Below are 24,882 nucleotides of genomic sequence, written 5' to 3'. Positions count from 1 at the left end.
TCTGCTCTTTAATATTTTACCAACTTCTCTAACTTTAATGTAAAAGCTGTCTCACCACTTGGCGTATCATCTAACAGCAAATCTCCTCCATGTGCGCGGGCGATTTCCCGTGATAAACTCAGTCCTAAACCACTACCTTCAATTTACCGATTCCGTGATGGATCTCCACGATGGAAACGCTCAAATATTCGTTGTTTATGTTCGGGAGAAATATCTTGAGAACTATTAGTAACAGTTAGATAAACTAAATTATTCTGAAATTGAGAATCTATTTTTATCCATCCAGATGGAATATTATACTTAATGGCGTTGCTAATCAAATTTTGGATAATTTGAATTAGTAAATCTTGATCTGCTTTTACCCATAAATCTGGAATAATATTTGTTTTTATTTCCAAATCTGGCGCAAGTATTTCTATATCTTCGACAATATCATCTAAAATTTTTGATAAGTTCACATCCACTAGATGTAACCGCATTTGTCCAGCATCAGCTAAAGATAATAACAGCAGTTTTCTGACTATAGAACTTAAACGTCGCACTTCATCAATGAGGTTACTTAAACTTTGCTGAAGTTCTGAACCGGGTGCAGCTTTGTGTAAAGCTAATTCTAATTCTCCTTGTAAAATGGCTAATGGTGTTTTCAATTCATGTGCTGCATCTGCACTAAATCTTGATGCTTGTTGAAAACTGCGTTCTAAACGTTCCATCATTTGATTGAAAACATTTATCAGTTCCAAAAATTCAATATCTGTTGTTCCCATAGGAATGCGCTGATTTAATCCTTTTGCTGTCACACCGCGAATGGTTGTAGTCACTTTTTGGATGGGTTGTAAAGCTGTTCCTGCTAACCACCAAGCTGCGATCGCCACTAAAATCAGTACAACGGGGACTGCAACTAGATAGTCATTGCGAATAGCGTCCATTTCCCGGTGAATTTCACTTAAACTAATAGCAATAATTAAGCGATGACGAGGAGATGTAATAACACCAATTCGCCACACTTCCTGATATGTTCGCCTTGTAGCAACTGGGGAAAGTTTAATTGGTGGTGGTAAAGGTGGTAATTGATTTTGATGGGGAAATGGTTGTGGTAGTCTAGGTGGTAATGGTGGTGGAAATGGTTGACAATTGAACTCTGACTGTGGTGAACATAGTTTGATAGAATCTAAATTAGATGGCCAATTATTTGATTGATATAAAGTTTCACCATTTCTATCTATGACTAATAAAGCAGTTGATTTATGTAAATTACTTTCAAATCTGGGTATACGAACAATATTTTGTAATAACTGACTTTTAATTTCTGAATCCAGCGCGTCAATTTTGGTTTTATAAATCAGCAACCACGAAGCAAAACCAAATCCTATCAAAGCAGTACCAGCAAGTGAAGCTGAAAGTAATGCAATGCGAAGACGAAAAGAACGAATTTGTAATTGATAACCCATGTAATTTATGTATGAAAAAAGATAAATAAAAATCTCTCTTTCCTGTCACCTGTCACCTGTCACCTATCACCTATTTCTCCGGTTTACGAAATGAATAACCAACACCACGCACACTATCAATCCAACTATCTCCAGCAATTTTTTCAACTTTTTTTCGTAATCTTTGCACACAAACATCAACTAAATTAGTATTAGGATTGAAGTCATAACCCCAAACGTGTTCTAAAATTTGCGTTCGAGTAAACACCCTCCCAGGAGAACGCATTAAATATTCTAATAAATTAAATTCACGAGTTGTTAATTCTACTAATTGATTATTACAAGTTACTTCACGGGTAATGCGATCAAGTGCAAGAGAACCTACACGGAGAATATTTTGACGTTCTCCAGAAATGCGACGAATTACTGCATGAATTCTCGCTATTAATTCTTCTACAAAAAACGGTTTAGATAAATAATCATCAGCACCTAAATTTAGTCCTTCTAGGCGATCATCTAGTTCATTGCGAGCAGTTAATAATATGACTGGTACATTACGTCCAGCACGACGCAAGCTTTTGAGGATTGCTAGTCCATCTTTTCCCGGTAGCATGATGTCCAAAACAAGAACATCATACTCATTTTCCATCGCTCGATAATAACCTTCATCACCGTTATCAACATAATCGACGACAAAACCCTGTTCTTTTAATCCCGCACAGACGAAGTTGGCAATTTTCGCTTCGTCTTCGATGTACAAAATGTGCATATCACAAACCACTTGAGATGCTGAGGACTTATAGAGAATTTAGGAAGATTTTTGACTAATAATTTCATCTCCCATTCTAATTCTCTGTTGTTTGAACCACAATTACAAAATAGTAATTTAACTGTATATTTATCTGTAATTTTGGGCTGCTGTAATAAGAAAATCAAGCAATTGAGGAGAAAAATTATGAATCCACGTAATTTGATTTTGATAGGTGCAGTATCACTTTTAATCCCTGTTAGTAGTGCAATTGCTGTCACTAAAACCCATTCAGCACCTATGATTGCTCAAGGATCACAAAATCAACCACCAGCTGGTGACGGAGATCCAGGGGATGGTTTTCCTCCCCCTCCTCCTGGTGGTGGTAGAGGTGAACGGGGTGGTAATGGAGAACCACCTTGGACTAAGGATATAAATCTTTCTAGTGAACAAAAAGAAAGAATTAAAAAACTGCATGAACAAGCTAAAAAAGATACTGAATCTTTACGTTCACAACTAATGGCAGCTGATCAAAAAATGCGATCGCTTTTTGCAAGTGACGCTTCCCCAGAACAGTTACGAAAACAGCATCAAACCATCCAAGGATTACGTCAAAAACTAGATAACAAACGTTTTGAAGTGATGTTAGCTGAACGACAAGTTTTAACAGCACAACAGCGTAGCCAATTAGGAAAATTACAGCAGCAACGTCAGGGGAGAAAACCACAATCACAACCGAGGTAGACGAAGTATAGATAATAATCCATGTAAAAAGTAGGTTAGGTAAAAGAATTAAACCCAGCATTATTATCAATCATAAAACTTGCTGTTGGGTTGGAATGTGATTAACCAAACCTACATTTTTACAAATTATTTATTCTGCTCTTATTCTACATTTACCCAAAAATCTGCGGTTCTGATGTTACCGTTGCGGTTAAATTGCATCCACATTTTATATGTTCCTGATTTGGGAAATTTGGTATGAAATTCGATTTTTCCATCGCTCGTATTTTTCATGGCGTGAGCGTGAATATAATCAGTTGTTGTCAGAGGAGATGAACTTTTGATAATTACTAAATGTCCTTTTTCTCCTAAGTAGGGTTGTAGGTCTTTAATTGGTTGTTTTTGACTGTCTGTTAAATCAAAGATTAAGCTTACTTCTTCACCCGCTTTGATTTTTTCTTGAGAAGCTTTAAAATTTACTTTGGTATCTGATACAGTTTTAGTCTTTTCATATTTAGATAAACTTTTGGGGAGAGGAACTGTACCAGGTATACTGATTTTTGTTAAAGACAAAGATTCTTTTTGTCCGGCGGGTTTATAATCACTGAAAAGTGTATAATCTCCTGCTTGGGGAAAGTTCGCACTCACTTCAAAGCGTCCATTTTCTTTATAGTCTGGGTGCAAATGGTCGAAATGTTCCAAGTCATTACTAACAACGATTAAGTGCATTATTTTCTCCTGGAAAACATCAAAATTATTGACTGGTTTTCCAGCAGAGTCTTGAATATCAATGACTAAGTTAATCGGTTGATTAGTGGTTAAGTTCTTAGGAGTAGTTAATTTGGCTTGGGTGGCTGTTTTTGGTTGTTCTTCATGGTGTTTGTGTTCCATTGAGTGACCATCGTGATTGTCACTCATGGGTTTTGTTTCTTGTTTTTCAGTTTTAGGAACGTTTTCATGATTAGAAATTTGTGCTTCACCTGATTTAACCGTAGATGAACAACCAGAAGACACTAATAAAGATGTAGCTGCGAAAATTCCTACCAAAATATGTTTCATACTTCTCTTATTCCCGATTAAAATCTAACGTTTCAATGAAAATCTACCGTTTACTTTTTAACCTTTAATGTCAGAAATTACAACTACCTGATATTTACCTACTGCTGTTTCCGGTAAAAGAACAGCATAATGTTTAGCTTCTTCATTATCGGTAAAATTTAATGTTTTTTGCTCGTCTTTGGGTGCGTTAACCCGTGTTGTTACCTTTGCATTAGGAACTACTTCATGTTGATCACTAGAAAGCAGATAAAAATCTAGGTGTGTACCTTTACTTTCTGGTTCAGTTACAAATTCTAAATGATATTTACCAACTTCGACAACCTGACCACCTTCACTAAGTTTACTGTGATTTGAATTTGGTATGTCTTCAGTTTTGAGTTTAGTTGTAACTACCGCTTCTATGCGGTTGTAAAATTTCCTTACCAGTACCACCTTCAAAAACCAACGGTGCTAAACCTAAAGTAGAAGTAAAAGCCAGCATTCAATCTCTCCAAAGAACCTTGAATCAAAACGGCTTTTAATGTGAATTATTTATTATTTAGATAACTTTTTGGCATAAAATATACCATAGCAATGATTATTCAAGTGAGGTACAAGCTGTAATAATTAAACGCAGATAGACGCAGATAAACGCAGATAAACGCAGATGATTTTGTAATTCACCAGACTAGGAAACTCTATATCACTTAAGTAGGAACATATATAAAATCATGTAACCAAATAGTCTTTTTTACAGTGTGATAAAATTGTTTATAAAGGTAATAACTTCTATTTTTAATCTGTCTTTTGATAGTGGATAAATATCAATAGCTAATTTTGCCAATTTATATCAGATTGTGTAACTTTTGGATAGTTCCTGTAGGGAGATGACTATCAAAAAGGATAGAATTAAATTAATTCTGGTGTGTCGAATAACTGCTTTCTATGGAGGTTTAGCGAAGTTGCTAAACCTTTTTTATTATCTATAAATTTATATAGACATATTAGGTTTTAAAATTTTGTATACTTCCTAAAGACTGATTAATTGATGCCATTTTTTAGCTAAATTATGCTAGTATATTCTACTTCTAGCCAAGGCTTGGTGTTGCACCAAGTCTTTATTTCTATATATAGCTGTGTAAGTATTCAGCAATCAGCCGTCAGCCTTAAGCAAGAGGTTGAAAAAACAAGATCATCAACTTCAGATAGAAGCCGGGGATCTTATTGCTCACTGATGATTTATAAATGCTATAGTTATTGGACTAATGAATAAAAGATGAACCCATATTTGTATACAGCATATAGGTAGATGAAGAGAAATATAAATAAATCTAAATTATTTAGATATGGTAAACACTTGGTATATATCTAGGCTTGGCTAAGAACCAAGCCTTTTTTGTTTCTAATGTCAAACTTACTGCTCAAATCCATAATTCTGGTAAACTATTACTCAAATCATCAATACAAAATTAACTTAATGATACTTTAGGTAGTAGAAGTATATTTCTCTTAAAAGTAATATTTAATTTATTAATGCCTGAAAAAAGTTTATTACCCTAGAGTATATCTAGGGTATTTTTTATCTAAGTATTGATTAGCCAGAATACTTCTCAAAACTTTCTTGGTAAGTATTCAGCCATCAGCCGTCAGCCGTCAGCTTTGAAGCCTGAAATACAAAGAATGAGAACCAATCAAGAGCGTTTAATAGCTTCCGTGGCGTAGCCATAGATGCGCCAAATTATATAACTACCCGCAAAGGATGCAAAGTACACAAAGAAAGAGCTAAAGAAATTTAGCGCAGACTCATCAAAAAACGGTATAACTTTCCTGAAACTAATGCTTATAAATCTTTGCTCGTGATGTTGTTAGCTGATTACTGATTACTGATAGCTCAATGCTTACCTTTCTTGTTTGTATTATTAGGCAACACCTTGTATTATATTTTAATAAAAGTGTGATTGAATAGCAGCTTTTAAAAAATTTGTACACACCTTATAGGAAGATGAACCACAAGAAAATAAGGTTTAAATTAACTATATATGGTAAACACCTGGTATATACTAAGGCTTGGACTCAATCCAAGCCTTTTTCATGCTTACAATATTACTTGTTTGTATTAATACAACAGCATAAAACTAGATTAAAAGTTTTGCACAAGTAATGCTATATCAGTTTTGAGGATATTTGGATACATCCTTTAGGAAGATGCTCTGTAAGCAAACTAGAATTAAATTAATTTAGTACGTTGTTAAGCACAGCAATTATAGAGGTTTGGTTCACTGCCAAACCTTTTTTTAATATTTATTTTACGGTCTATACTGCTACAATGCAGAGATAAACCAAGCAGATTTTCTCTGCTGATACAGATTCAGAATCTCAGCGATGAATAATCACAACCAAGACTACAACCCCAGTGGTATAGCTGAAATCAACGGTAATCTTCTAGGTTTACCTGATGATTACAACTCAGCAAACTTAATTATTTTTGCCGTACCCTGGGAAGTTACCGTTTCTTATGGTGCAGGAACAGCGAACGGTCCACAAAGAATTTTAGACGCTTCCTATCAAATAGATTTATTTGATTTTGATCATCCTGACGGTTGGAAACAGGGAATTTTCCTGGTAGAAATACCCAAAGATATTTTAGATAAAAATAATTATTATCGTCAAGAAGCAGCAAAAATTATCCAACGACAAGCGGAAGGTAAAGCACTAACAGAAACACCAGATTTAACACCTGTAATCACAGCAATTAATCAAGCTGGTGAACAAATAAATCAATGGCTGTTTACCCAAACTCTAGCAGCAATAAATCAGGGTAAAAAAGTGGCTGTAATTGGTGGAGATCACAGTTCACCTTTAGGTTATTTTCAAGCATTAGCCACCAAATATGAAAATTATGGCATTCTTCATATAGATGCACACGCTGATTTGAGAGACGCTTATGAGGGCTTTGAATTTTCCCATGCCTCTATCATGTTTAACGCCATAAAAATTCCGCAAATATCTAAATTAGTACAGGTAGCTATTAGAGATATTTGTCAAGATGAAATAGATATAATTAATGAATCTCATGATCGTATTACTGCTTATTATGACCCAGCGATTAAACAAAAATTATATTCAGGTATGACATGGATTGATATATGCCGAGAAATTATCAATCATTTACCAGAAAATGTTTATATCAGCTTTGATGTAGATGGATTAGATCCTAAACTCTGCCCCAATACCGGGACTCCAGTTCCTGGAGGATTAGAATTAGAGCAAACTTATTGTTTGTTTAGAGAATTAGTTAATAGCGGTAGAAAAATTATTGGCTTTGATGTTTGTGAAGTTGGAGATGCAGAATGGGATGGCAATGTAGGTGCAAGAATCGTTTATAAATTGGCGAATTTATTAGATTTATCCTATCGACATTGAATGAATCAATTGTCAATTATCAATTATCAATTATCAATTGTTAACCTATGCAGTTTGTTCTGGCTTTGTCTCCACTTTCTGTCCAATTTTCGGTTCAGTACCTGCCAAAAGACGCTCAATATTACTACGATGTCGAACAATCACATATAACCCACCAGCAATACTAAACAGAATATATGCTAACGGTTGTTGGAAAATTATCATGAATATAGAAACAGCAACAGCACCAGAAATAGAACTCAAAGAGACAATTTTGGAGATGGCAAAAACAACAGCAAATATTCCCAACGTTGCTAAACCAACTTGCCAATTCATTGCTAACAAAATACCCAAGCTAGTAGCAACAGACTTACCACCAGTAAAACCCAAAAATATAGATTTACTATGTCCCAAAATTGCCGCTAAACCCACTAAGGTAACTAACCAAGGTTGCCATAATTGCAAATCTAGGGTTGTAGGGATGAGATTCTGACTAGGAGCAAAATTGAACAAAGTATAAATGAGAATAATTGCGAAAACTCCCTTCAAGCAATCAATCAATAATACAAAAGCCCCAGGAACTTTGCCCAAAGTTCTCAATACATTTGTTGCCCCAGTCGAACCAGAACCAACTTCCCGAATATCAATACCCTTTAACAACTTTCCCGCAATATACCCAGTGGGAAAAGAACCCACTAGGTAAGCTAATACAACAACAGCCCCACACAAAGTTAACCAAATAGCCATAATTTTAGAAGTTCAGGAGTTCAGGATTAGAATTGTCTCATATAGTGAGCATATATGCTAACAAGAGAAGGAGTCAGGAGTCAGGATTTAGGAAGTTGTTAATTTGGAATTTTTACATATTCACTATTCCCTGTTCCCTGTTCCCTTTAATTAATTAAAATTCATCATCAAAATCTCTGTCGCGCATCATTTTTGGATCAGGAGCAAAAGCTAACCACAAAGGAAATTGTAATAATCCTAAACTAATTTGCTCCTCCGAGTCATCAATTATAATTAAAGGCATTTGGTTGGCTTTAACTAATCTGTCTGCTTTTTGTCCTAACGCTGTAGCGGATTCAAATAAAACCACTCCTCTGTCGGGTCCAAAATCTGGGCGGCCAATTCCCAGACAATCTTGTAAACCGCGTCGCCATTCACCTAAACGTTCTGGACTATTAGCTAAAATCAAAGTCCGCACGCGATCGCCATACAATTTATTTAAAATCGAAATCGCCGCCGAAGCAATCAAAATATTCTGCAAGCGGCTACCCATCGTCCGCAGCGCACCCCGTCCTCCCAAGGTAAAAAACCAATTAGAGACTCTTTCTGCATGAACGGGTTCAAAGGTACGGCGTAACTGCCAAGCAGGGCCATAATAATCGGGCTGGTTACGATATTGGTCAATTAAACGACGAATTTGTTTTGTCGTATCTTGAAACTGTTGTTGGGCAAATTGCAGCGTTGTCGGTTCTTTTTCAACAGGTTTGGCTTCTTTAACTGCTGGTTTTTCTCGTTCCTTAACAGTTGCTGGTACAAGTTGCAACTGCTCTGCTGCTGCTGCTAAATCCTGTAAGCTACCTGTGAGATAGTCTTTAAAACCCTGTACCCGAATTGCCAAATCTTGAGATGTTCCCGCAAAAGTAGTTCGCATTTCGTTTTTAATGCGTTCTTGTCTGCGTTCCAGTTGTTCTACAGAAATTTGCAGGGTTTGTTTCCGTTGTTCCAACTGCGCTAGAGACTCTTGCACCATTTTCGAGAGTGCAGTTTGCGTTTCACTCACTTGTCCCTGAAGAGTTTTGTAAGTCGTTTGCAGTTGAGATATTTCTGCTTTTAGTGCAGCTTCTGTTTCTTGCAACTGGGCTACTCGTTGCGCCGCTTGTGCATATAGTGAATTAAGTTCTGATTCTGACTCCAGCGCCTCAGTTTGTACTTCACTAAACTCCTGTGCTGATACTATTTCCTGTTTTTCCACTTCTGTAGGGATGATAGCTGACTCAACAACAGTATCTTCTAGCAATTCATCTAATGGTGGTACTGCTTCTGTTTCTAATCCTGAATCAGTAGACAGACTTGTAGAACTTTGTTCTGGCGTTTCTTCCCACCATTCATCAATCGGTTTTGGAGTTTGAGATTCCTCTGGGTTCATAAACAATACTGTAATTCCTATAACGCTAATAAATCGAAGGCACTCAGCACTAAATACGGGGACAACGCTGTTCTAAGCAAGATTTTAAGGTTTTAGGGTCAAATAAAATTGGTAAAAAGTGAATGCTGTTGATTTCCTTAAAATAAAACAAGATGGGAACACTATCCCAAAAAATCCGCCAGTTTTGCCATTCTTGGTAGGGAAAACGCCGAATTAGCTTTTCACCACGATAAAGATCAAAGTCAGTAGCTGTGAATTGAAACCGCAGTGTCACAGCTTGGAACATCAGAAATAATCCCAGCACTGCGAAAAATCCTCCTATCCAGGGTTGCACTAACAACAGTGGAATTGAACCAAGCACCAAGACAACAGGGATATTGTAACTCGGCTTGAGTTCCACCGTTACGGTGGCGTTAGGTGTTAATGAACTGTTCATATCGTGTTTTTTAAAGGTAAAAGAAATTAGTCATTGGGCATGGGGCATTGGGCATTGGGCATTGGGCATAGATAAAAGGCAAGAGTTCTTAATTTTGACTTTTGAATGCATGACTTTTGACTTGATTTTTCCGCCTACACCCTACACCCTACACCCTACACCCTACACCCTACACCCTTTCTCCTTCACAGCCCCGAACTTAATCCACTTCCAGTCCCCTGAAACATTAGCCAAGAAAGGAAAAAGTTGCTAATGAAGATTATTAGCAAGGCGGTGACAACAGCGGTTGTGGTTGATTGTCCCACACCTTTTGCTCCTCCTGTGGTTGTTAAGCCCCAACTGCAACCAATTATGGCAATTAAAACGCCAAAGCAACCGGCTTTAATCATGGCGCTACAAATATCCCAGATGTCTAGAAAGTTACGGGCTGAATCTAAAAATACTGTGTCTGAGAGGTTGTAGATGTTGGTGGCAATGATTAATCCCCCAAACATACCAGTCACTAAAGACAGAAGGGTTAATATAGGTAGCATCAATAAACAAGCCAGGATGCGGGGAATAACTAGGTAATCAATAGGGTCAGTTTTGAGCATGAACAGGGCATCAATCTGCTCTGTGACTCGCATTGTACCAATTTCCGCAGCAAAGGCAGAGCCAACCCGTCCTGCTAAAATTACTGCTGTTAACACAGGTGAAAGTTCTCTTGTCAAGGCTACTGCTAGTACACCCCCAACCAGGTTTCCTGCACCAAAGTTGATAAACTCCCGCGCTACTTGAATAGTAAATACTGCCCCCACAAAAACAGCTGTGAGTAGGGCAATAAACAGGGAGTCTGGGCCAACTGCGGCTAATTGTTCTAAGGTGTTACGTCGATGGATTTTGCCTTTCATCAGATGAACTATTACTTGTCCACCCAAAAAAATCGCTGCCAGCAGTCGCTGACTCCATGCACCTAAACTGGATTTAGATATAGTCTGGCTCAATGTTTTTTAGCTAACTCGGTAACTGCTTTAAGAATAGCGAAAGTCATTGGCCATTTGTCATCTCTTTTTTGGACGAGTCTTAGGGACTTCCAGAAATTAAATTATTCAATGAGTGAGAACCAAGATGAGTATGAGATTCTTCCTCCCCAGCGCCCCCTGCTTCCCCTGCTGACCCAAACGATGGAATATTTTTTTAGTTGGAAGTCCCTTAGCTGATGGCTGATTACTTGTTGGTCAAACGTTAACTTAGTTTAAAGAATCTCTCATAAAGTTAAGCTTAATTTTAAGCGCAATTAATTACATATAAGTGAAATTTTTTAGCCAAAATCTTGATTTATCAAGGGTTTCCAGGTCTGGAAGTGAGTTAAATAGAAACAGCATTTGCAGTAACTATTAACTGCTTCTTTTAATGAAAACTTAAGATTTTTGACATATTCACTGTTGAGGAGCGATCGCCAGTATTGTAGAAATGGACGTGCAAATGTTTTGTTATCGTCTACATTACTCTCGGAGCTTGCCTGCTAATGAGTATCTTTACTAATTTTCTCCGCTCCCTTCTCCTAACTACCGTTTTCAGTTTTATCGCTCCTATCTTTTTTGTGGGCGGTACATTGGTGTTTTTGTGCCTTTCCGGCTATGTTCCTGGCTTACAAGGCTGGACGGAAGATATTCCTACTCAGATTTTGCATTTTCTGGCTACCTTTGGTACTGGTAGTCCTATGAATGGACTATTGATTATTAGTCTGACCTGTGGTTTTGTGGGTGGTTTATTTGATATCTATGCTTATTATCGTTACCAAATTCTTCGCATAGATTCCTAAGCAAGTGATAACGAGTGATTACGCTTTCTCTATAGGTGATAATAGGTTACAGTTCAATTTATCTACCTAAAAACAAACTATAGTTGCTGTTTCTAACTCAGATTCAGAGTTTGATATGGCTAAATATTATGCTGCAAAAACTGTGTTAGTCACTAGTTACTAAAGACTAAAGTCTATGCTTATACTCAAATTTGTATTTCCTAACTCCACAATCCCGGATTGTGGTGATTAAATTTTGCTTGCCTGCAATTTTTAATGTCTTGGAGAAAGATGAGAATTTATAATTCATACTCCTTCATGAAGAAATATAGCAAATAGAACTATATACAAAATCTAAAAATTTCCTTAAGATTTAAAGAAACCCATATTTGCTCACTCTTTTTCACAAACAGAAGAGCAGGAAGCAAAGGGGAAAATTTTCTCCTCTGCACCCTGCCCCCGTCCCCCCTGCTTCTTCTGTCACCTGTCACCTGTCACCTGTCACCTGTCACCTGTCACCTGCTATATATTAAATTTATTAATAAGTGATTGCATAACTCATGGTTTGGCCTTTTAAACCCAAGTTTCGTAAACAAATTGCGCGGATTGAAATTACTGGTGCGATCGCTGGCGCTACCCGCAAGCGAGTCTTAGAAGCCCTAAAAACTGTAGAAGAGAAGAAATTTCCGGCTTTACTGCTACGTATTGATAGTCCTGGCGGTACAGTAGGAGACTCACAGGAAATCTACAGCGCCCTCAAGCGGTTAGGCAAAAAAACGAAAATCGTGGCTAGTTTTGGCAATATATCGGCTTCTGGCGGTGTTTACATCGGGATGGGAGCCGAACACATTATGGCTAACCCAGGAACAATCACAGGTAGCATAGGCGTGATTTTGCGCGGAAATAACTTGGAACGCCTGTTAGAAAAAGTCGGTGTTTCCTTTAAAGTGATTAAGTCTGGCCCTTACAAAGATATTTTGTCTTTTGATAGAGAATTGACTCCAGCAGAAGAAAACATCCTGCAACAGTTAATAGATGTCAGCTATCAGCAATTTGTACAAACGGTAGCCGAAGCGCGTTCTCTGGCTGTAGAAACAGTCAAAGGCTTTGCTGATGGACGAATTTTCACCGGAGAGCAAGCTTTAGAGTTGGGAGTGGTAGACCGTTTAGGAACAGAAGAAGATGCACGCCGCTGGACAGCGGAATTAGTCGGACTTGATCCGGAAAAAACTCCTTGCTATACGCTAGAAGAACGGAAACCTTTGTTAAGTCGAGTTTTACCAGGGAGTCGTCAGGTAAAATCAGGAATTGGGGCTGGAATTGATTGGCTGGAATTTGAAATGTCTACAAGTGGTTTACCCTTGTGGTTATATAGACCTTAGAGAGTCAGTGGTCAGTGATGGTAAAGTGCTGAGTACCGAGTACCGAGTACTGAGTACCAAGTTCTGAGTATAAATCCAGTTGTTACAAGGGTTTAAACAATCAAAACTGACTAATGACTAATGACTAATGACAACTGATAACTGACTAATTAAGGAGGATTTTGCGCGTGGAGTGGCAAATGCGAGCGATTCGTGGTGCAACAACTGTTGCAGAAAATAGCGTGGAAGCAGTTCGAGAAGCAGTAACAGAATTATTAGACGAACTCGAACAAAGAAATAAGATTCAACCTGAAGATATGATTAGCGTCACTTTTTCCGTCACACGAGACATAGACGCTATTTTCCCCGCCGCGATCGCTCGCAGTCGTCCCTTATGGGATAGTGTAGCTATGTTGGATGTTCAGCAAATGCACGTTGAAGGTAGTCTACAACGCTGCATCCGCTTTTTAATTCACGCCTATTTACCAACTTCTGCAACTATTCACCACATTTATTTGCGTCAAGCGGCTAAACTTCGTCCAGATTGGAGTTTACCCCAAACGTTACAAACTTCACAGCCTGTAATTAAAACAAAAGTTTAAAATCAGCAGGTCAATATATGTAAAAATTAGCGCCAAATGACTTATTACAGTGGTGATGCGGCTACTCAACCTGCTGCTTTTGGTGGGACTATTTTCACTCATCGGGGTACTGGCGTTTGTGTAAAATTAGAGGATTTTTTAAATATTCTCTCCAAGAGTGCAGAGCCGCTGGTCATCGTCACCAGTGAGGGTTATTTTACGAAAATATATAAGTATGTGACGGCGTATAAGGGTTTTGTATTTTTCACAGAATCCTTAGATAAATTGGATTTTGGTAGCAATATTGAGGTGATTTACGCCCAAAGCATAGGGACGGAAATTTGATTAAATAAAATTTGCATCTTGCCACTTTCCTGATCTAGACCATAATTTGTCAAAGGTTTCATTTTCAGCCGCAGCTAGGCAAGGTGGCATGATAAAATCTTTAATTTCGTTAATTAATTCACCAAATGAATTTGGTGTATCTACTATTTTTAATTTATTTTTAAAAGCTTGCCACTGCTTTTGCTTATCTGAATCATTAACAAACACTTCAGTTTTGGATAGATGCTGCGGTATTAACAGGCTTTTTCGATGTCATGTGAGTGATTCTAAATAAGGACGCATTACATTATGTACTCGGCAAATTTTGGCATAATGCCATATTTCATCTATTGAGCATTTTTTCTCTCGCCAACATTCACGCAATGCTTCCAACGCAACATCAAGACCGATTTTATTGCGAAATTTAAAACAATCAGCAACTGTTTTAGGCAAAGAATATATACTAACTGACACGCCTTCTATGATATGTTCTTCAATACCTTCTTCTAGGGATTTACCTGACATATAAACAATTCTAATCGGTAGAAGATTATCTTTAGGAGGACGAGATTTTTGAGGAATTGCCAGCCAAACTTCAAAAGGTGTTTGCGTGGTTAGTTGATAGAAACTGAGTGCAGATAGAAGACAAACTACTCCGTTAGGAACTCTTTTTGCAGTTTCAGCTAGGGTGTGATTGGCTGTAATTTCTGCATCTGTAAAAGTGTAAACTCCACGAGCAGAACGTACAAGTATTCCTTGGTTTTCTAAACGTTTCAAATATTCTCTGTGAACACCTTTGGCTGCGATTTCTTTTGCTCTAATTACACCTGTTTGAGAAGCGTAACTCAGTATTTTCTCTACTTTCGACATAATTACATCGGTTTACTTATCTGTCATGCAATTTTACTTTTGTGATGAATTGCAGTTATTAGTTATTAAGTACCTACATTTTATCACAAATCTTTGTCAAATTTTCCGGTTTATCGAAAAATCTGAGTCGAAAACCCCGTCCTTCCAGGAAGGCTTAACAGTTAATATGGTATGTAAAATATAGAAAAGCCTTTATAAACGTTTATATCCACCAACCGAGCCAGAAAATCTCTTGCGCCGGAAAATGGCTTGTGTGATATGGGTAGGATATCAACACTAAAAACTGTTACAGTCTATAACGCGATCGCAATATAAGTTAGGTTACGGTGTTAGTATGCCCTAAAAACGTTGAGAGAAAACCTTAACCTTATGGCAACTCTAACTGGACAAACCCCCCTATTTGGTGGTAGCACTGGCGGTCTACTCAAGAAAGCAGAAGTAGAAGAAAAGTACGCTATCACATGGACTAGCCCCAAAGAACAAGTTTTTGAAATGCCCACCGGTGGCGCTGCTACAATGCTGAAGGGCGAAAACTTGTTGTACTTGGCTCGCAAGGAGTATGGCATTGCTTTAGGCGCTCAACTCCGCAAATTCAAAATCACAGACTACAAAGTTTACCGGATTCTCCCCAGCGGTGAAACTTCCTTCATTCACCCTGCTGATGGTGTGTTCCCTGAAAAGGTAAATGCTGGTCGTGAAAAAGTCCGCCACGTACCCCGCAGAATTGGTCAAAACCCCAGTCCTGCACAAATTAAGTTCAGTGGTAAAGCTACTCACGATGCCTAATGTTTAGGTAATTGGTAATGGGTAATTGGTGAGTCAGCGCGGTCTTGGGGGTTTCCCTCATGAGCGACTGACGAACCCGAAGGGTAATGGGAAGAACCTTTGCTAATTACCCATTACTCACGTCTATAAATCCTGTATTATAAAATTTCTTTATTCTTAATACCTGCATTCTGATAGCATAACTTGGCGATCGCCATACTCATAAACTTTTATTTTCTTCTTACTGTCACCTGTCACCTGTCACCTGTCACCTCTTCATTTATGATTTTCCCCGATTTACACCAATTTACAGAACTAGCTCAACAAGGTAATTTCGTCCCTGTCTATCAAGAATGGGTTGCTGATTTAGATACTCCCGTTTCTGCTTGGTACAAGGTGTGTGCAGGTCAACCTTATAGCTTTTTGCTGGAGTCGGTGGAAGGTGGAGAAAAGGTAGGTCGTTATAGTTTACTCGGTTGTGATCCGCTGTGGATTTTGGAAGCGCGGGGGGACAAAACCACCCAAACACACCGCAATGGTTCACAGGAAGTTTTCACAGGTGATCCTTTTACGGTTTTAGCTGACTGTTTAGCACCTTATCACCCAGTGAAAATACCACAATTACCTTCAGGAATTGGCGGTTTATTTGGGTTTTGGGGTTATGAATTAATTAACTGGATTGAACCGCGTGTACCAATTCATCCTCAAGATGAGCGTAACATCCCTGATGGATTATGGATGCAGGTAGATCAGTTGTTAATTTTTGACCAGGTGAAGCGGAAAATTTGGGCGATCGCCTACGCTGATTTAAGGAACACAGATAACTTAGAAGCAGCATATCAAAAGGCGAGCGATCGCATTCAGGAAATGGTAAGTAAATTATCCTTACCTCTATCACCCCAAAATACCCAACTCCCTTGGACTTCTCCCCAAAATAAACCCAAAGCGGGAATAGAAGAATACAGCAGCAATTTTACTAAAAAAGACTTTTGCGCCAGCGTAGAAAAAGCCAAGGAATATATTAAAGCCGGCGATATTTTTCAAGTTGTAATTTCTCAAAGATTATCTACAAAATATCAGGGAGATCCTTTCGCTTTATATCGTTCTCTACGCCAAATTAACCCTTCACCTTACATGGCGTATTTTAACTTCCAAGACTGGCAAATTATCGGTTCTAGTCCTGAAGTTATGGTCAAAGCAGAACGAGACGAAGAAGGGGGAATAATCGCCACTGTTCGACCAATTGCCGGCACAAGACCCAGAGGAAAAACAACTAAAGAAGACGAAGCTTTTGCAGCAGATTTACTACAAGATCCTAAAGAAGTTGCAGAACATATCATGTTAGTTGATTTAGGACGCAACGATTTAGGCAGAGTATGTGAAAATGGCACTGTTAAAGTTGATGAATTAATGATAGTTGAACGCTATTCTCATGTGATGCACATTGTTAGTAATGTGGTAGGGAAATTAGCCAAAAACAAGACAGCATGGGATTTATTAAAAGCTTGTTTTCCAGCGGGTACAGTTAGTGGTGCGCCAAAAATCCGCGCAATGGAAATTATCAACGAGTTAGAACCAACTCGCAGAGGTGTATATTCTGGAGTATATGGATATTATGATTTTGAAGGACAATTAAATAGTGCGATCGCTATTAGAACAATGGTATTAAATAATAATACTGTTACCGTCCAAGCCGGTGCAGGTTTAGTAGCAGATTCAGAACCAGAAAAGGAATATGAAGAAACCCTCAATAAAGCTAGAGGTTTGTTAGAAGCAATTAGATGTTTGCGATGAATCTTACTTGCTACTAAAAGGTAAAATAAAAATTAATCATGGAGCTAAACTATGATACCAGCTATTAGTAGACCTTCAACTTTACTTGGTCGAATTAAAGTTGAAAAAGTAGATAAATTCAATTTATTTAAATTTACTGATGAACTCCAGAAGCGAATGGAGGAACTTTTGGAGAGAAAAAAAGCTGATTTGCTAACTTCAGAGGAAGTTATAGAATTAGAAGCTATTGGAGAGTTAGACAGAATTTTCACTCACATTAATGCGATGTTAGTAGCTCAAGTATGACTATTGATGATATTACCAGGGAATTAGTGCGTAACCGGGCAAAATATTTGTGTGAGTATTGTCATTCTCCTGAGCGCATTTCTACAACTCGATTCACTTTAGATCATGTAATACCTAAATCTTTGGGTGGTGCTGATGATATTAATAATCTAGCTTTAGCTTGTCGTCGGTGCAATGAACGCCGCTATAATTTTTTAGCAGGAATTGACCCAGAAACACAAGCCATTACCCCTTTATTTAATCCTCGTCAACAAAAATGGTCAGATCATTTTATCTGGAGTGCTGACGGTAAGACTATTTTAGGAACAACTCCTACAGGTAGAGCTACTTGTAAGCGACTTGATGTTAATGATGAGCGATATACAGAAGATGATTCTATCCGTAGTGCGCGAGGTTTTTGGGTAAAAGCTGGGTTACATCCACCTGATGAAGATCCTTGTCAGGTGTTATAATCCCAAAGATGGTTTTTATTTCCGAATAATTAACAAAAATATGAAAGAAAGAAGTATGTTTCATGTCATGAATTTCTTGTAAAATAATATAAATCTCTGTTTAGGTAAAATTTTAGGATTTGGGTGGGGTGAAATTTGATTTCAAATAAACAACACGAATTATTAGAAAGTTTTGTTGACAGTCAAGATTTAAAAAAGCTAAAAACAAAACTAGCTGAGTTCAATATTTTTGAGGTTATTGGTGTAGTTAGAAAAGAAAAGGTACATTCAAATCTTTTAGCATTTCTTTTAGATCCATCTCAAAATCATAGACTTGGTGATATTTTTCTCAAGCTATTTCTGAAGCGAGTGCTTTTAGAAACGGATAACCCTACAGATGCAATTAATCATGCTGATATAGATATAGCTGATTTGACAGATGCAGAAGTTAGTCGTGAGAAGCACTATATTGATATTCTCATCCATTCACCACAAAATAAATTAGTATGTGTTATAGAAAATAAAATTCGTTCAGGAGAACGTCCAAATCAACTGAAAAAATACGAAGAAACTATTAACAGACACTATAAGGATTGTCAAGCAATTTTTATTTATTTAAATCCCGAAGGAAGTTCACCATCTGAAACAAATTGGAGAACTTATGACTACTATAAAGTGGTTGAAATAATTGATAGTATTTGTATCAGTTATAAATCTATTCTTGAACGAGATCTTTATACATTAATGACACATTATTCTACATTAATTAGGAGACGTATTGTGAGTGATTCAGAAATTGCAAAACTCTGCCGCGAAATTTATTTTAAGCATAAGCAAGCTCTTGATTTAATTATTGAGCATCGTCCAAAATTACAATCAAAATTACAATCAGAAATAGATGTAGAAATTAAGAAATTACTAAATCCACTTATTAAATCTAACAAAATATTTGCAGATTTTTGGAACAATGGATACACAAGTTTTGGAGCTAAACCCTGGGAAAATGAAAATAAATTAGGAAGTCGAACACTGATTTATTTTCAATTTGAAAATCTTATTGGTTCTCTTAAAATGAGAGTGCAAATCGGAGACCGTGACTATAAAGAAAACCGTAAAGAAATCCCTAAAAAATCCGTCCGAAAATATTTGAATTATTACAAAACCAAGACTATTCAAAATTTCTCGACCTAACAACTATAGAGCTAGAGAAAGATCAAATTACTCTTTATGAGAAACCAATTTTAACCGAGATTGATTATGAGGATGGTGATATTGAAAATATAATCAAAAAAATTCTGAATTTTTGGGAGGATTTTAGTAAAAATGATTTTGTGGATATAACGCAGATGATCAGTGAAAAGATAGAGATGATTTTGAAGGATAATTGAATAGTGCGATAGTTATCATATCAGCAACGCCGAATCTCAGCAGGAGAATAGAAATATGAGTATTGTTATCACCGATGAAGTTTTGCAGACAATTCAAATGTCTGAGAAAGAATTAGTTCAAGAAATAGCAATTTTGCTCTTTGTACAGGAACGGTTTACTTTAGGACAAGCGAGTCATTTTGTAGGAATGAATCAACTTGAATTTCAACGATTACTTGCTAGTCGAAAAATTCCCATTCACTATGATATTGCTGAATTTAGGGAAGATGTAAAAAGTTTGAAAGCTAATAATTGGCGATGATTATTATTAGCAATACATCACCTATAAGTAACCTCGCTGCGATTGGACAATTAACTTTGTTGCAACAACTTTATGGTAAGGTCATTATTCCACAAGCAGTCTATCAGGAAATTCTTGCTTGTGGTAGTACAGATCCAGGTACATTAGCACTTCAAACTCTTGATTGGATTGAAGTTATACCAGTTACAAATATTATCCTAGTTCAGACTCTACAAACAATTTTAGATCCAGGTGAAGCAGAAGCGATTTCTCTTGCTGTTGAGTTAAATGCTGATAGACTGATTATTGATGAGCGAAAAGGTAGAAATGAAGCAATAAAGTCCGGTTTACAGGTTACTGGACTCTTAGGTATTGTACTAGCAGCTAGACAACAAGGGTTTATTCCACTGGTAAAACCGATATTAGATGATTTGATTGCTAATGGCTTCTGGATTCGTGAACAGTTGTATGCAGAAGTTTTATTAGTTGCAGGAGAATAGCAAACGTTAGCCCCCCTTTTTAAGGGGGGTTGGGGGGAGGTAAATCCTTACATTATATAAGCCTTCATCCCATGCAAAAACAAACCTAAACCCCAACCCAAAAGGGGAAAAATTGCCCAAAAATATCCAGGACTTGTAAACAAATTCAGCAAAATCAAAAACCCATTAACCGCAATAAAAGTAATCAAATGTACTTGGAACTCTTTGCGTTTGTGACTATTAGACATCTGATCTTTTTTCACTTCTACTTCTTTTGTTAACCACTCTTTTTCCGCAGCAATGAGAGATTCTGAAGAAACACCTAATTCTGATGCAATTTCTATAATCTGTTCCCGCGTGAATTCTCCCTGTTGCTTACGTCTAAAAGCAACTTCGAGAATTTGTTGCATTTCTTCTGAATTGTAAGTCATTATCAATACCTAAAATGGTAAAATATACTTTTGACATTTACATTTGAAGCGGTAGAAATACAACCTTAAAAAATATATTGTTACCCACATTTTATAGCTGAAAAAATAATAGATGTAGTATTTAAAAAGACAAATTTAGTCAGAAATTCAGAAATCTTGTTTTATAAAATCCATCCTAAACGTTTAGAAATATCTGTAACATTAATCACAGATGTAACTAATTTATAACAAAATTCTGACTCTGTTTGCAATGAAGGTTGAAAAGGTTCACTTAAACTAATTGTTAATCTAAATTTATCAGGTTCAAAATTTACTAAATCCAATTTTTTGATCACATCTTTACAGGAATAAATTCCCTCTTCTAAAGAATTCATTTTCTCTATCCAAACCGGATCAGTAATTGGTAAATCATAAAAATTACCACACAAAGAAAAAAGACATCTAAAAGTTTTTTTGTTGTGAGAATTATATTTAATTTCCCATTCTAATTGTTCTGGATTTATCATAGTCAAGGAAGATTTAAGAGGTGTTATTTCTAAATCTTCATAACGAATTAATTTATCAAAATTACCTAATAATTTAGGTTCAGAAGAATTTATTTGAATTTCTGGTTTAATTAATTTCCTTACTTGTTCTAAACTAGCTTTTCCTAAAATCTGCCATTTATAACTATAATGAATTAAATAATTTTCTGGATGATGACATTGTGGTTCATGTCTAATCAAAGGAATTCTAATAATATCAAATAATTCCGGTTCTCTACCATCTCTAGTTGTGTAATGTTCTGGATATAAAGTACCATCTCTTTTATTAGAAATTGGCCGCAACCACCCAGAACCATCGGTTTTTATCCCAGCAATACAAATTCCACCATGTTTAGTAGATTTCGCAAGACAGATAATATCAAAACTCAACATTCTTTAGTCTCATTAGCACCCTAACTACCTAAGTAATAGTAGAATAAGACAAATTTATATGTGAACAGTAAAATCACGTACTGCTTAAACAAAAAACCAAGGATATAAATCTAGGAATATACTCAAAGATGATGAATTTTGATACTTTTATCTAATTTACATTGCAAATATTCGGCTACTAACCGACGATGACAGTTATGGGGTTTGAGTTCACTACACAATAAACAGCTTTTATCTATGATATCTATAGATAAGTTCTTTTCAATTTGACGTTGTAAAATCAAAAGATTAAATTTTTCCTCATAAACATCCCAGGTAATTTGCTTTTTTTTATAAGCATCTAAAATATCTTGAGTTGGTGCTAAATCAAGAATATGCATATATTCAATTCCCCCAATTCTACGCAGAAAATATTCTAAATCTTGTTTTTTTGCAAAACCCGCAAGTTGGGAAACATTATTTAATCGAGTATCAATCACTCGTTTCACACCAGATTTTATTAAAGTTCAAAAAACTGTTCTGCTTTTTTTTGAGTAAAACCAATAGTAAATAAATCAATTTCTTTATTCATCTTCATCCTTATTTTCAGTATACGCGACTTTTTCAGCTTGTAATTTATATGCTTTTTCTACTAACTCTGCACGGGAAAGTTGTTTTTCTATAGTTTGTGTAGCTTGCAGTTCAAACAGAGAAAGTTGTTTAATAGGACTTTGATTTTCAGGCAACATTGTATATAAATTGTGTTGTTTTAAAACTCTATTTTCTAAATCTTCATTTGTTTCTAAATCACCATTTTTAAGAATATGGTGAATATCCAAACCAGCACTTTTTAAATGTGGACAAATCAAAATTGCGCGATGACAAACAATAGGATCTTGTTCCGCACACATTAAGCTAATTTGATGTTTCTGTGAACCTTGAATTAAACGATTTATCCCTATTTTGAAAGCTTCTGTTGCTGCTATTAAATCATATCTAGCCATTCCATCTACATAGCAGTTTCTATCAAGAGGACGCGCACCTAAATTATCTCCAAGGGGAACATAAGCGATATTTACGGTTTTGAGTTCTGCTTTTAAAGCTGATTGGTTAAATTGAGGAAATCTACTACTATAGGGATGAGACCGGACATCAGCTAACGCTGTGACTTCGTGTTTTGGTACCAGTTCGATAAAGGTTTCTATTGAATGATTTGAATGTCCGATGGTGAAAGTTTTCATATATGTTTTATTAAGATATTTAACAATAATTATCTCCTTTATTTGTCGCAAACATTATAAGAATATCTGCGTCTATCTGCGTTCATCTGCATTAACTTACCGTTAGCAGAATTACTTAACTAATAATACCGAATATGTAGAATTGATTTTATGATAAAATTCGTTTACGAGTCGTAATTTGTCTGCATCAGGATGTACAGGATTTTAGGATTTACAAGATGTTTATTTTGCCTGAATCAGGATATCCAGGATTTTAGGATTTACAGGATTCTGATAATTACATCCTGAAATTACTTCAATAATATCTTAATTTCTTTCTTTATCTCCTGACGTTTATTCTCAATTTGAGTTAATATCTCCTGTTTAGACTGGTCAAAATTTCTCAATTCTTTCGCTTTAGCTTCAATATCATTTAATTCCTCATCATAGAAACTTATAGCTTCTTCAATGTTTAATTCATACTCTTCTACCATTTCTTCTGCTAACTTTCTAAACTCTTCTCGCTTCTGGTTTCTAGCATTACGTAGGGTTTGCTGATTTTTTTCCTCATCTTTTTCTGCTTTAACTGTCATAGCTGCATCCAATACTACACCACCAATAGTAAAAATTGGACCCAAGTTACGGATAAATTTAGCTGTCTTTATAGCACCAAATGGTTTAAATTTAAACCCCAGAAATTTTCCTGTCTTATAAACTAATTTTCTGGATACTTTGGATGATAATTTTCCAAGTTCTTCCAGGATTTCACCACCTTTTTTTTCTAAGATTGATTGTCCAAATTCATCAGGAATATTAGGATCGTTAATCCTCTTACCATCTACTAAATCAATAACTATTTCCCTATCAATAGTTTTACCTAATTGAGAGTTTTGTAAGTCTTTTAATTTCTCTTCAAGAGTTTTTAATTCTTCTTCTAAAGCAGCTTGAATTTTTCCTATAATCTTCTCTGACAAAGTGGTAATTTCTTGTGTGACTTTTTCTATTTCTACTTCAATTTCTTCCTTCGTATGGTGTCCATCAATCATACTAGCTATTTTTTCACCTAGCATGATCACTTCATGTTTAAGTTTAGCTAATTCAGAACGATAAGCGTTTCTCGCTCTAGTTTGAGATGCTTGTATGATGATTTTTTCGCGTCGTAATATCTCTAATAAATTACGGGTTTTTTCATCATTTTTACTTAAACAATTTAGTGATTTCTCCAGAGTACCAACAGCACGATGCAAAGGAGTAACTAATTTAGCGGAAAGTTCATTTTTTTGAATTAGCTTTTGCAGAGAATCAAGAAAATCATTAAAATTAGATTTAGTTTGTAAAGATTGCTGATATTTTATATATTTAGGATCTTGAGATTTGAGGTAGGAATCAGCATCAATAAAACAGGTATAGAATTGTTGAGGATAAAATGGTTCTATAACTTGTGTAATTGTTGATAATAAATCTTGGGGACTTCCTGATTCACGACTCATTTTATTAACTACTAGCACCATTTGGCCAACTCTTTGCATTTGGTTAGCTACTTTTTGGAAAAATTCTGCACCTTGGGGGTTAAATAGTTCATTGGGAACGACAAACACCAGTAAATCACATTTAGAAATTCTTTCTAAGGTAATACCATCATGTTGTTCATTACCTGCATAAATTCCCGGTGTATCTAATAGTAATACATCTTGCCAAGCATATTCTGTAACTTTATCAGTACATATTTCTGCACTAATTTTAACTGTTTCATTTCCAGTTAAAGCTTTAATTAAAGTAGATTTACCAGCATTGTACTGTCCAATAAAAGCAAGAGATAGTTTTTTCTGTTGTTGATATTCTTCCCAGAAGTCTTGAAAATTATCAACTAATTTTTTAACTTCATCTTCTGTCCGAATTTCTAAAATGTCTATTGTTTCTTGGCAAAGTTGGTTAACCTTTTGGGATTTAGCATTAAATTGAAAACTTGACATTGTTTTATTCTCCTGATGTAATTATTTTATTTTATCAAAATCTTCTTGCATTTGTTTGTTTATTTTTGCAATTTCATGGCAACTATAATCTAATT

General features: G+C 36.1%; 27 protein-coding genes and 1 pseudogene. 13 read left to right on the top strand and 15 right to left on the bottom strand.

The window, feature by feature from the left end:
* Positions 1–8: 8 nt before the first annotated feature.
* Positions 9–1,448: pseudogene (locus A0J48_RS27720) on the bottom strand (ATP-binding protein).
* A 70-nt stretch (positions 1,449–1,518) separates the two neighbouring features.
* Positions 1,519–2,196, bottom strand: coding sequence for a response regulator transcription factor (locus A0J48_RS07875; RefSeq protein ID WP_200321922.1), 678 nt, complete (start codon positions 2,194–2,196; stop codon positions 1,519–1,521).
* A 186-nt stretch (positions 2,197–2,382) separates the two neighbouring features.
* Between A0J48_RS07875 and A0J48_RS07870 the strand changes: the two genes are divergently transcribed.
* On the top strand, positions 2,383–2,919 hold the full coding sequence (locus A0J48_RS07870) for a Spy/CpxP family protein refolding chaperone (protein WP_200321920.1): 537 nt from the start codon (positions 2,383–2,385) through the stop codon (positions 2,917–2,919).
* A 141-nt stretch (positions 2,920–3,060) separates the two neighbouring features.
* Here the strand turns inward: A0J48_RS07870 and A0J48_RS07865 are convergent, their stop codons facing one another.
* Both A0J48_RS07865 and A0J48_RS07860 read right to left on the bottom strand, forming a co-directional pair.
* Positions 3,061–3,957 (bottom strand): hypothetical protein, encoded by an 897-nt coding sequence (locus A0J48_RS07865; RefSeq protein WP_200321918.1) that lies wholly within the window; start codon positions 3,955–3,957, stop codon positions 3,061–3,063.
* Between the two features lie 57 nt (positions 3,958–4,014).
* Entirely contained in the window at positions 4,015–4,389 is a 375-nt protein-coding gene (locus tag A0J48_RS07860) for a hypothetical protein (RefSeq protein WP_200321916.1), read from the bottom strand.
* A 1,929-nt stretch (positions 4,390–6,318) separates the two neighbouring features.
* On the opposite strand from A0J48_RS07860, the gene speB reads away from it, so the two are divergent.
* Positions 6,319–7,359 (top strand): agmatinase SpeB, encoded by a 1,041-nt coding sequence (speB, locus tag A0J48_RS07855; protein ID WP_200321914.1) that lies wholly within the window; start codon positions 6,319–6,321, stop codon positions 7,357–7,359.
* A gap of 45 nt (positions 7,360–7,404) precedes the next feature.
* Here the strand turns inward: speB and plsY are convergent, their stop codons facing one another.
* The 4 genes from plsY to A0J48_RS07835 all read right to left on the bottom strand — a co-directional run bounded on the left by plsY (position 7,405) and on the right by A0J48_RS07835 (position 10,909).
* Positions 7,405–8,085 (bottom strand): glycerol-3-phosphate 1-O-acyltransferase PlsY, encoded by a 681-nt coding sequence (gene plsY / locus A0J48_RS07850; RefSeq protein WP_200321912.1) that lies wholly within the window; start codon positions 8,083–8,085, stop codon positions 7,405–7,407.
* A gap of 154 nt (positions 8,086–8,239) precedes the next feature.
* The gene (locus tag A0J48_RS07845; RefSeq protein WP_200321910.1) at positions 8,240–9,490 is read right to left on the bottom strand and encodes a DUF3086 domain-containing protein; all 1,251 of its coding nucleotides are present in this window, start codon (positions 9,488–9,490) and stop codon (positions 8,240–8,242) included.
* Positions 9,491–9,539: 49 nt separating this feature from the next.
* Positions 9,540–9,926, bottom strand: a complete 387-nt coding sequence (locus tag A0J48_RS07840; RefSeq protein WP_200321908.1) for a DUF3119 family protein — start codon at positions 9,924–9,926, stop codon at positions 9,540–9,542.
* A 185-nt stretch (positions 9,927–10,111) separates the two neighbouring features.
* On the bottom strand, positions 10,112–10,909 hold the full coding sequence (locus tag A0J48_RS07835) for an MlaE family lipid ABC transporter permease subunit (protein WP_200321906.1): 798 nt from the start codon (positions 10,907–10,909) through the stop codon (positions 10,112–10,114).
* Between the two features lie 524 nt (positions 10,910–11,433).
* Between A0J48_RS07835 and A0J48_RS07830 the strand changes: the two genes are divergently transcribed.
* From A0J48_RS07830 to A0J48_RS07815, 4 genes are all read left to right on the top strand, one after another.
* Complete coding sequence (locus A0J48_RS07830; protein WP_200321904.1) at positions 11,434–11,730, top strand: hypothetical protein; 297 nt, start codon at positions 11,434–11,436, stop codon at positions 11,728–11,730.
* A gap of 539 nt (positions 11,731–12,269) precedes the next feature.
* Positions 12,270–13,091 (top strand): signal peptide peptidase SppA, encoded by an 822-nt coding sequence (gene sppA, locus A0J48_RS07825; protein ID WP_200321902.1) that lies wholly within the window; start codon positions 12,270–12,272, stop codon positions 13,089–13,091.
* Between the two features lie 167 nt (positions 13,092–13,258).
* The gene (aroH, locus tag A0J48_RS07820; RefSeq protein WP_325078593.1) at positions 13,259–13,672 is read left to right on the top strand and encodes a chorismate mutase; all 414 of its coding nucleotides are present in this window, start codon (positions 13,259–13,261) and stop codon (positions 13,670–13,672) included.
* Positions 13,673–13,708: 36 nt separating this feature from the next.
* Positions 13,709–13,996: a hypothetical protein gene (locus tag A0J48_RS07815; protein WP_200321899.1), complete on the top strand. Its 288-nt coding sequence runs from the start codon at positions 13,709–13,711 to the stop codon at positions 13,994–13,996.
* Here the strand turns inward: A0J48_RS07815 and A0J48_RS07810 are convergent, their stop codons facing one another.
* Positions 13,997–14,203 (bottom strand): hypothetical protein, encoded by a 207-nt coding sequence (locus A0J48_RS07810; RefSeq protein ID WP_200321897.1) that lies wholly within the window; start codon positions 14,201–14,203, stop codon positions 13,997–13,999.
* A 45-nt stretch (positions 14,204–14,248) separates the two neighbouring features.
* Entirely contained in the window at positions 14,249–14,845 is a 597-nt protein-coding gene (locus A0J48_RS07805) for a type IV toxin-antitoxin system AbiEi family antitoxin domain-containing protein (RefSeq protein WP_200321895.1), read from the bottom strand.
* A 369-nt stretch (positions 14,846–15,214) separates the two neighbouring features.
* Between A0J48_RS07805 and A0J48_RS07800 the strand changes: the two genes are divergently transcribed.
* The 7 genes from A0J48_RS07800 (at position 15,215) to A0J48_RS07770 (ending at position 20,288) form a co-directional block, all read left to right on the top strand.
* Positions 15,215–15,631, top strand: coding sequence for a photosystem I reaction center subunit II PsaD (locus tag A0J48_RS07800; protein WP_200321893.1), 417 nt, complete (start codon positions 15,215–15,217; stop codon positions 15,629–15,631).
* A gap of 261 nt (positions 15,632–15,892) precedes the next feature.
* Positions 15,893–17,404, top strand: a complete 1,512-nt coding sequence (gene trpE, locus A0J48_RS07795) for an anthranilate synthase component I (protein ID WP_200321891.1) — start codon at positions 15,893–15,895, stop codon at positions 17,402–17,404.
* 51 nt (positions 17,405–17,455) lie between these two features.
* Positions 17,456–17,689, top strand: coding sequence for a hypothetical protein (locus tag A0J48_RS07790; protein WP_200321889.1), 234 nt, complete (start codon positions 17,456–17,458; stop codon positions 17,687–17,689).
* Positions 17,686–18,141 (top strand): HNH endonuclease, encoded by a 456-nt coding sequence (locus A0J48_RS07785; protein WP_200321887.1) that lies wholly within the window; start codon positions 17,686–17,688, stop codon positions 18,139–18,141. The genes A0J48_RS07790 and A0J48_RS07785 overlap by 4 nt, the downstream gene beginning before the upstream one ends.
* A gap of 135 nt (positions 18,142–18,276) precedes the next feature.
* Complete coding sequence (locus A0J48_RS07780; protein WP_200321885.1) at positions 18,277–19,311, top strand: PDDEXK-like family protein; 1,035 nt, start codon at positions 18,277–18,279, stop codon at positions 19,309–19,311.
* A gap of 252 nt (positions 19,312–19,563) precedes the next feature.
* Positions 19,564–19,809, top strand: a complete 246-nt coding sequence (locus tag A0J48_RS07775; protein ID WP_200321883.1) for a UPF0175 family protein — start codon at positions 19,564–19,566, stop codon at positions 19,807–19,809.
* Positions 19,806–20,288, top strand: coding sequence for a DUF3368 domain-containing protein (locus A0J48_RS07770; RefSeq protein ID WP_200321881.1), 483 nt, complete (start codon positions 19,806–19,808; stop codon positions 20,286–20,288). The genes A0J48_RS07775 and A0J48_RS07770 overlap by 4 nt, the downstream gene beginning before the upstream one ends.
* 47 nt (positions 20,289–20,335) lie before the next feature.
* Here A0J48_RS07770 and A0J48_RS07765 read toward each other — a convergent pair whose 3' ends face one another.
* From A0J48_RS07765 to A0J48_RS07745, 5 genes are all read right to left on the bottom strand, one after another.
* The gene (locus tag A0J48_RS07765; protein ID WP_200321879.1) at positions 20,336–20,698 is read right to left on the bottom strand and encodes a 2TM domain-containing protein; all 363 of its coding nucleotides are present in this window, start codon (positions 20,696–20,698) and stop codon (positions 20,336–20,338) included.
* A 161-nt stretch (positions 20,699–20,859) separates the two neighbouring features.
* Positions 20,860–21,615: a dual OB domain-containing protein gene (locus A0J48_RS07760; protein WP_200321877.1), complete on the bottom strand. Its 756-nt coding sequence runs from the start codon at positions 21,613–21,615 to the stop codon at positions 20,860–20,862.
* Positions 21,616–21,737: 122 nt separating this feature from the next.
* Positions 21,738–22,094 (bottom strand): DUF488 domain-containing protein, encoded by a 357-nt coding sequence (locus A0J48_RS07755; protein WP_325078592.1) that lies wholly within the window; start codon positions 22,092–22,094, stop codon positions 21,738–21,740.
* An 84-nt stretch (positions 22,095–22,178) separates the two neighbouring features.
* Positions 22,179–22,835 carry a DUF488 domain-containing protein gene (locus A0J48_RS07750; protein ID WP_200321875.1) on the bottom strand — a complete coding sequence of 219 codons (657 nt, stop codon included), beginning with the start codon at positions 22,833–22,835 and terminating at the stop codon, positions 22,179–22,181.
* Between the two features lie 290 nt (positions 22,836–23,125).
* Positions 23,126–24,787 (bottom strand): GTPase, encoded by a 1,662-nt coding sequence (locus tag A0J48_RS07745; protein ID WP_200321873.1) that lies wholly within the window; start codon positions 24,785–24,787, stop codon positions 23,126–23,128.
* Between the last annotated feature and the right edge of the window lie 95 nt (positions 24,788–24,882).

This window comes from Sphaerospermopsis aphanizomenoides BCCUSP55, from assembly GCF_001586785.1.
GTDB classification, from domain to species: Bacteria; Cyanobacteriota; Cyanobacteriia; order Cyanobacteriales; family Nostocaceae; genus Sphaerospermopsis_A; species Sphaerospermopsis_A aphanizomenoides_A.
Note: the sequence above shows the minus strand (reverse complement) of the source record. Positions and strands in the feature narration are given on the sequence as shown.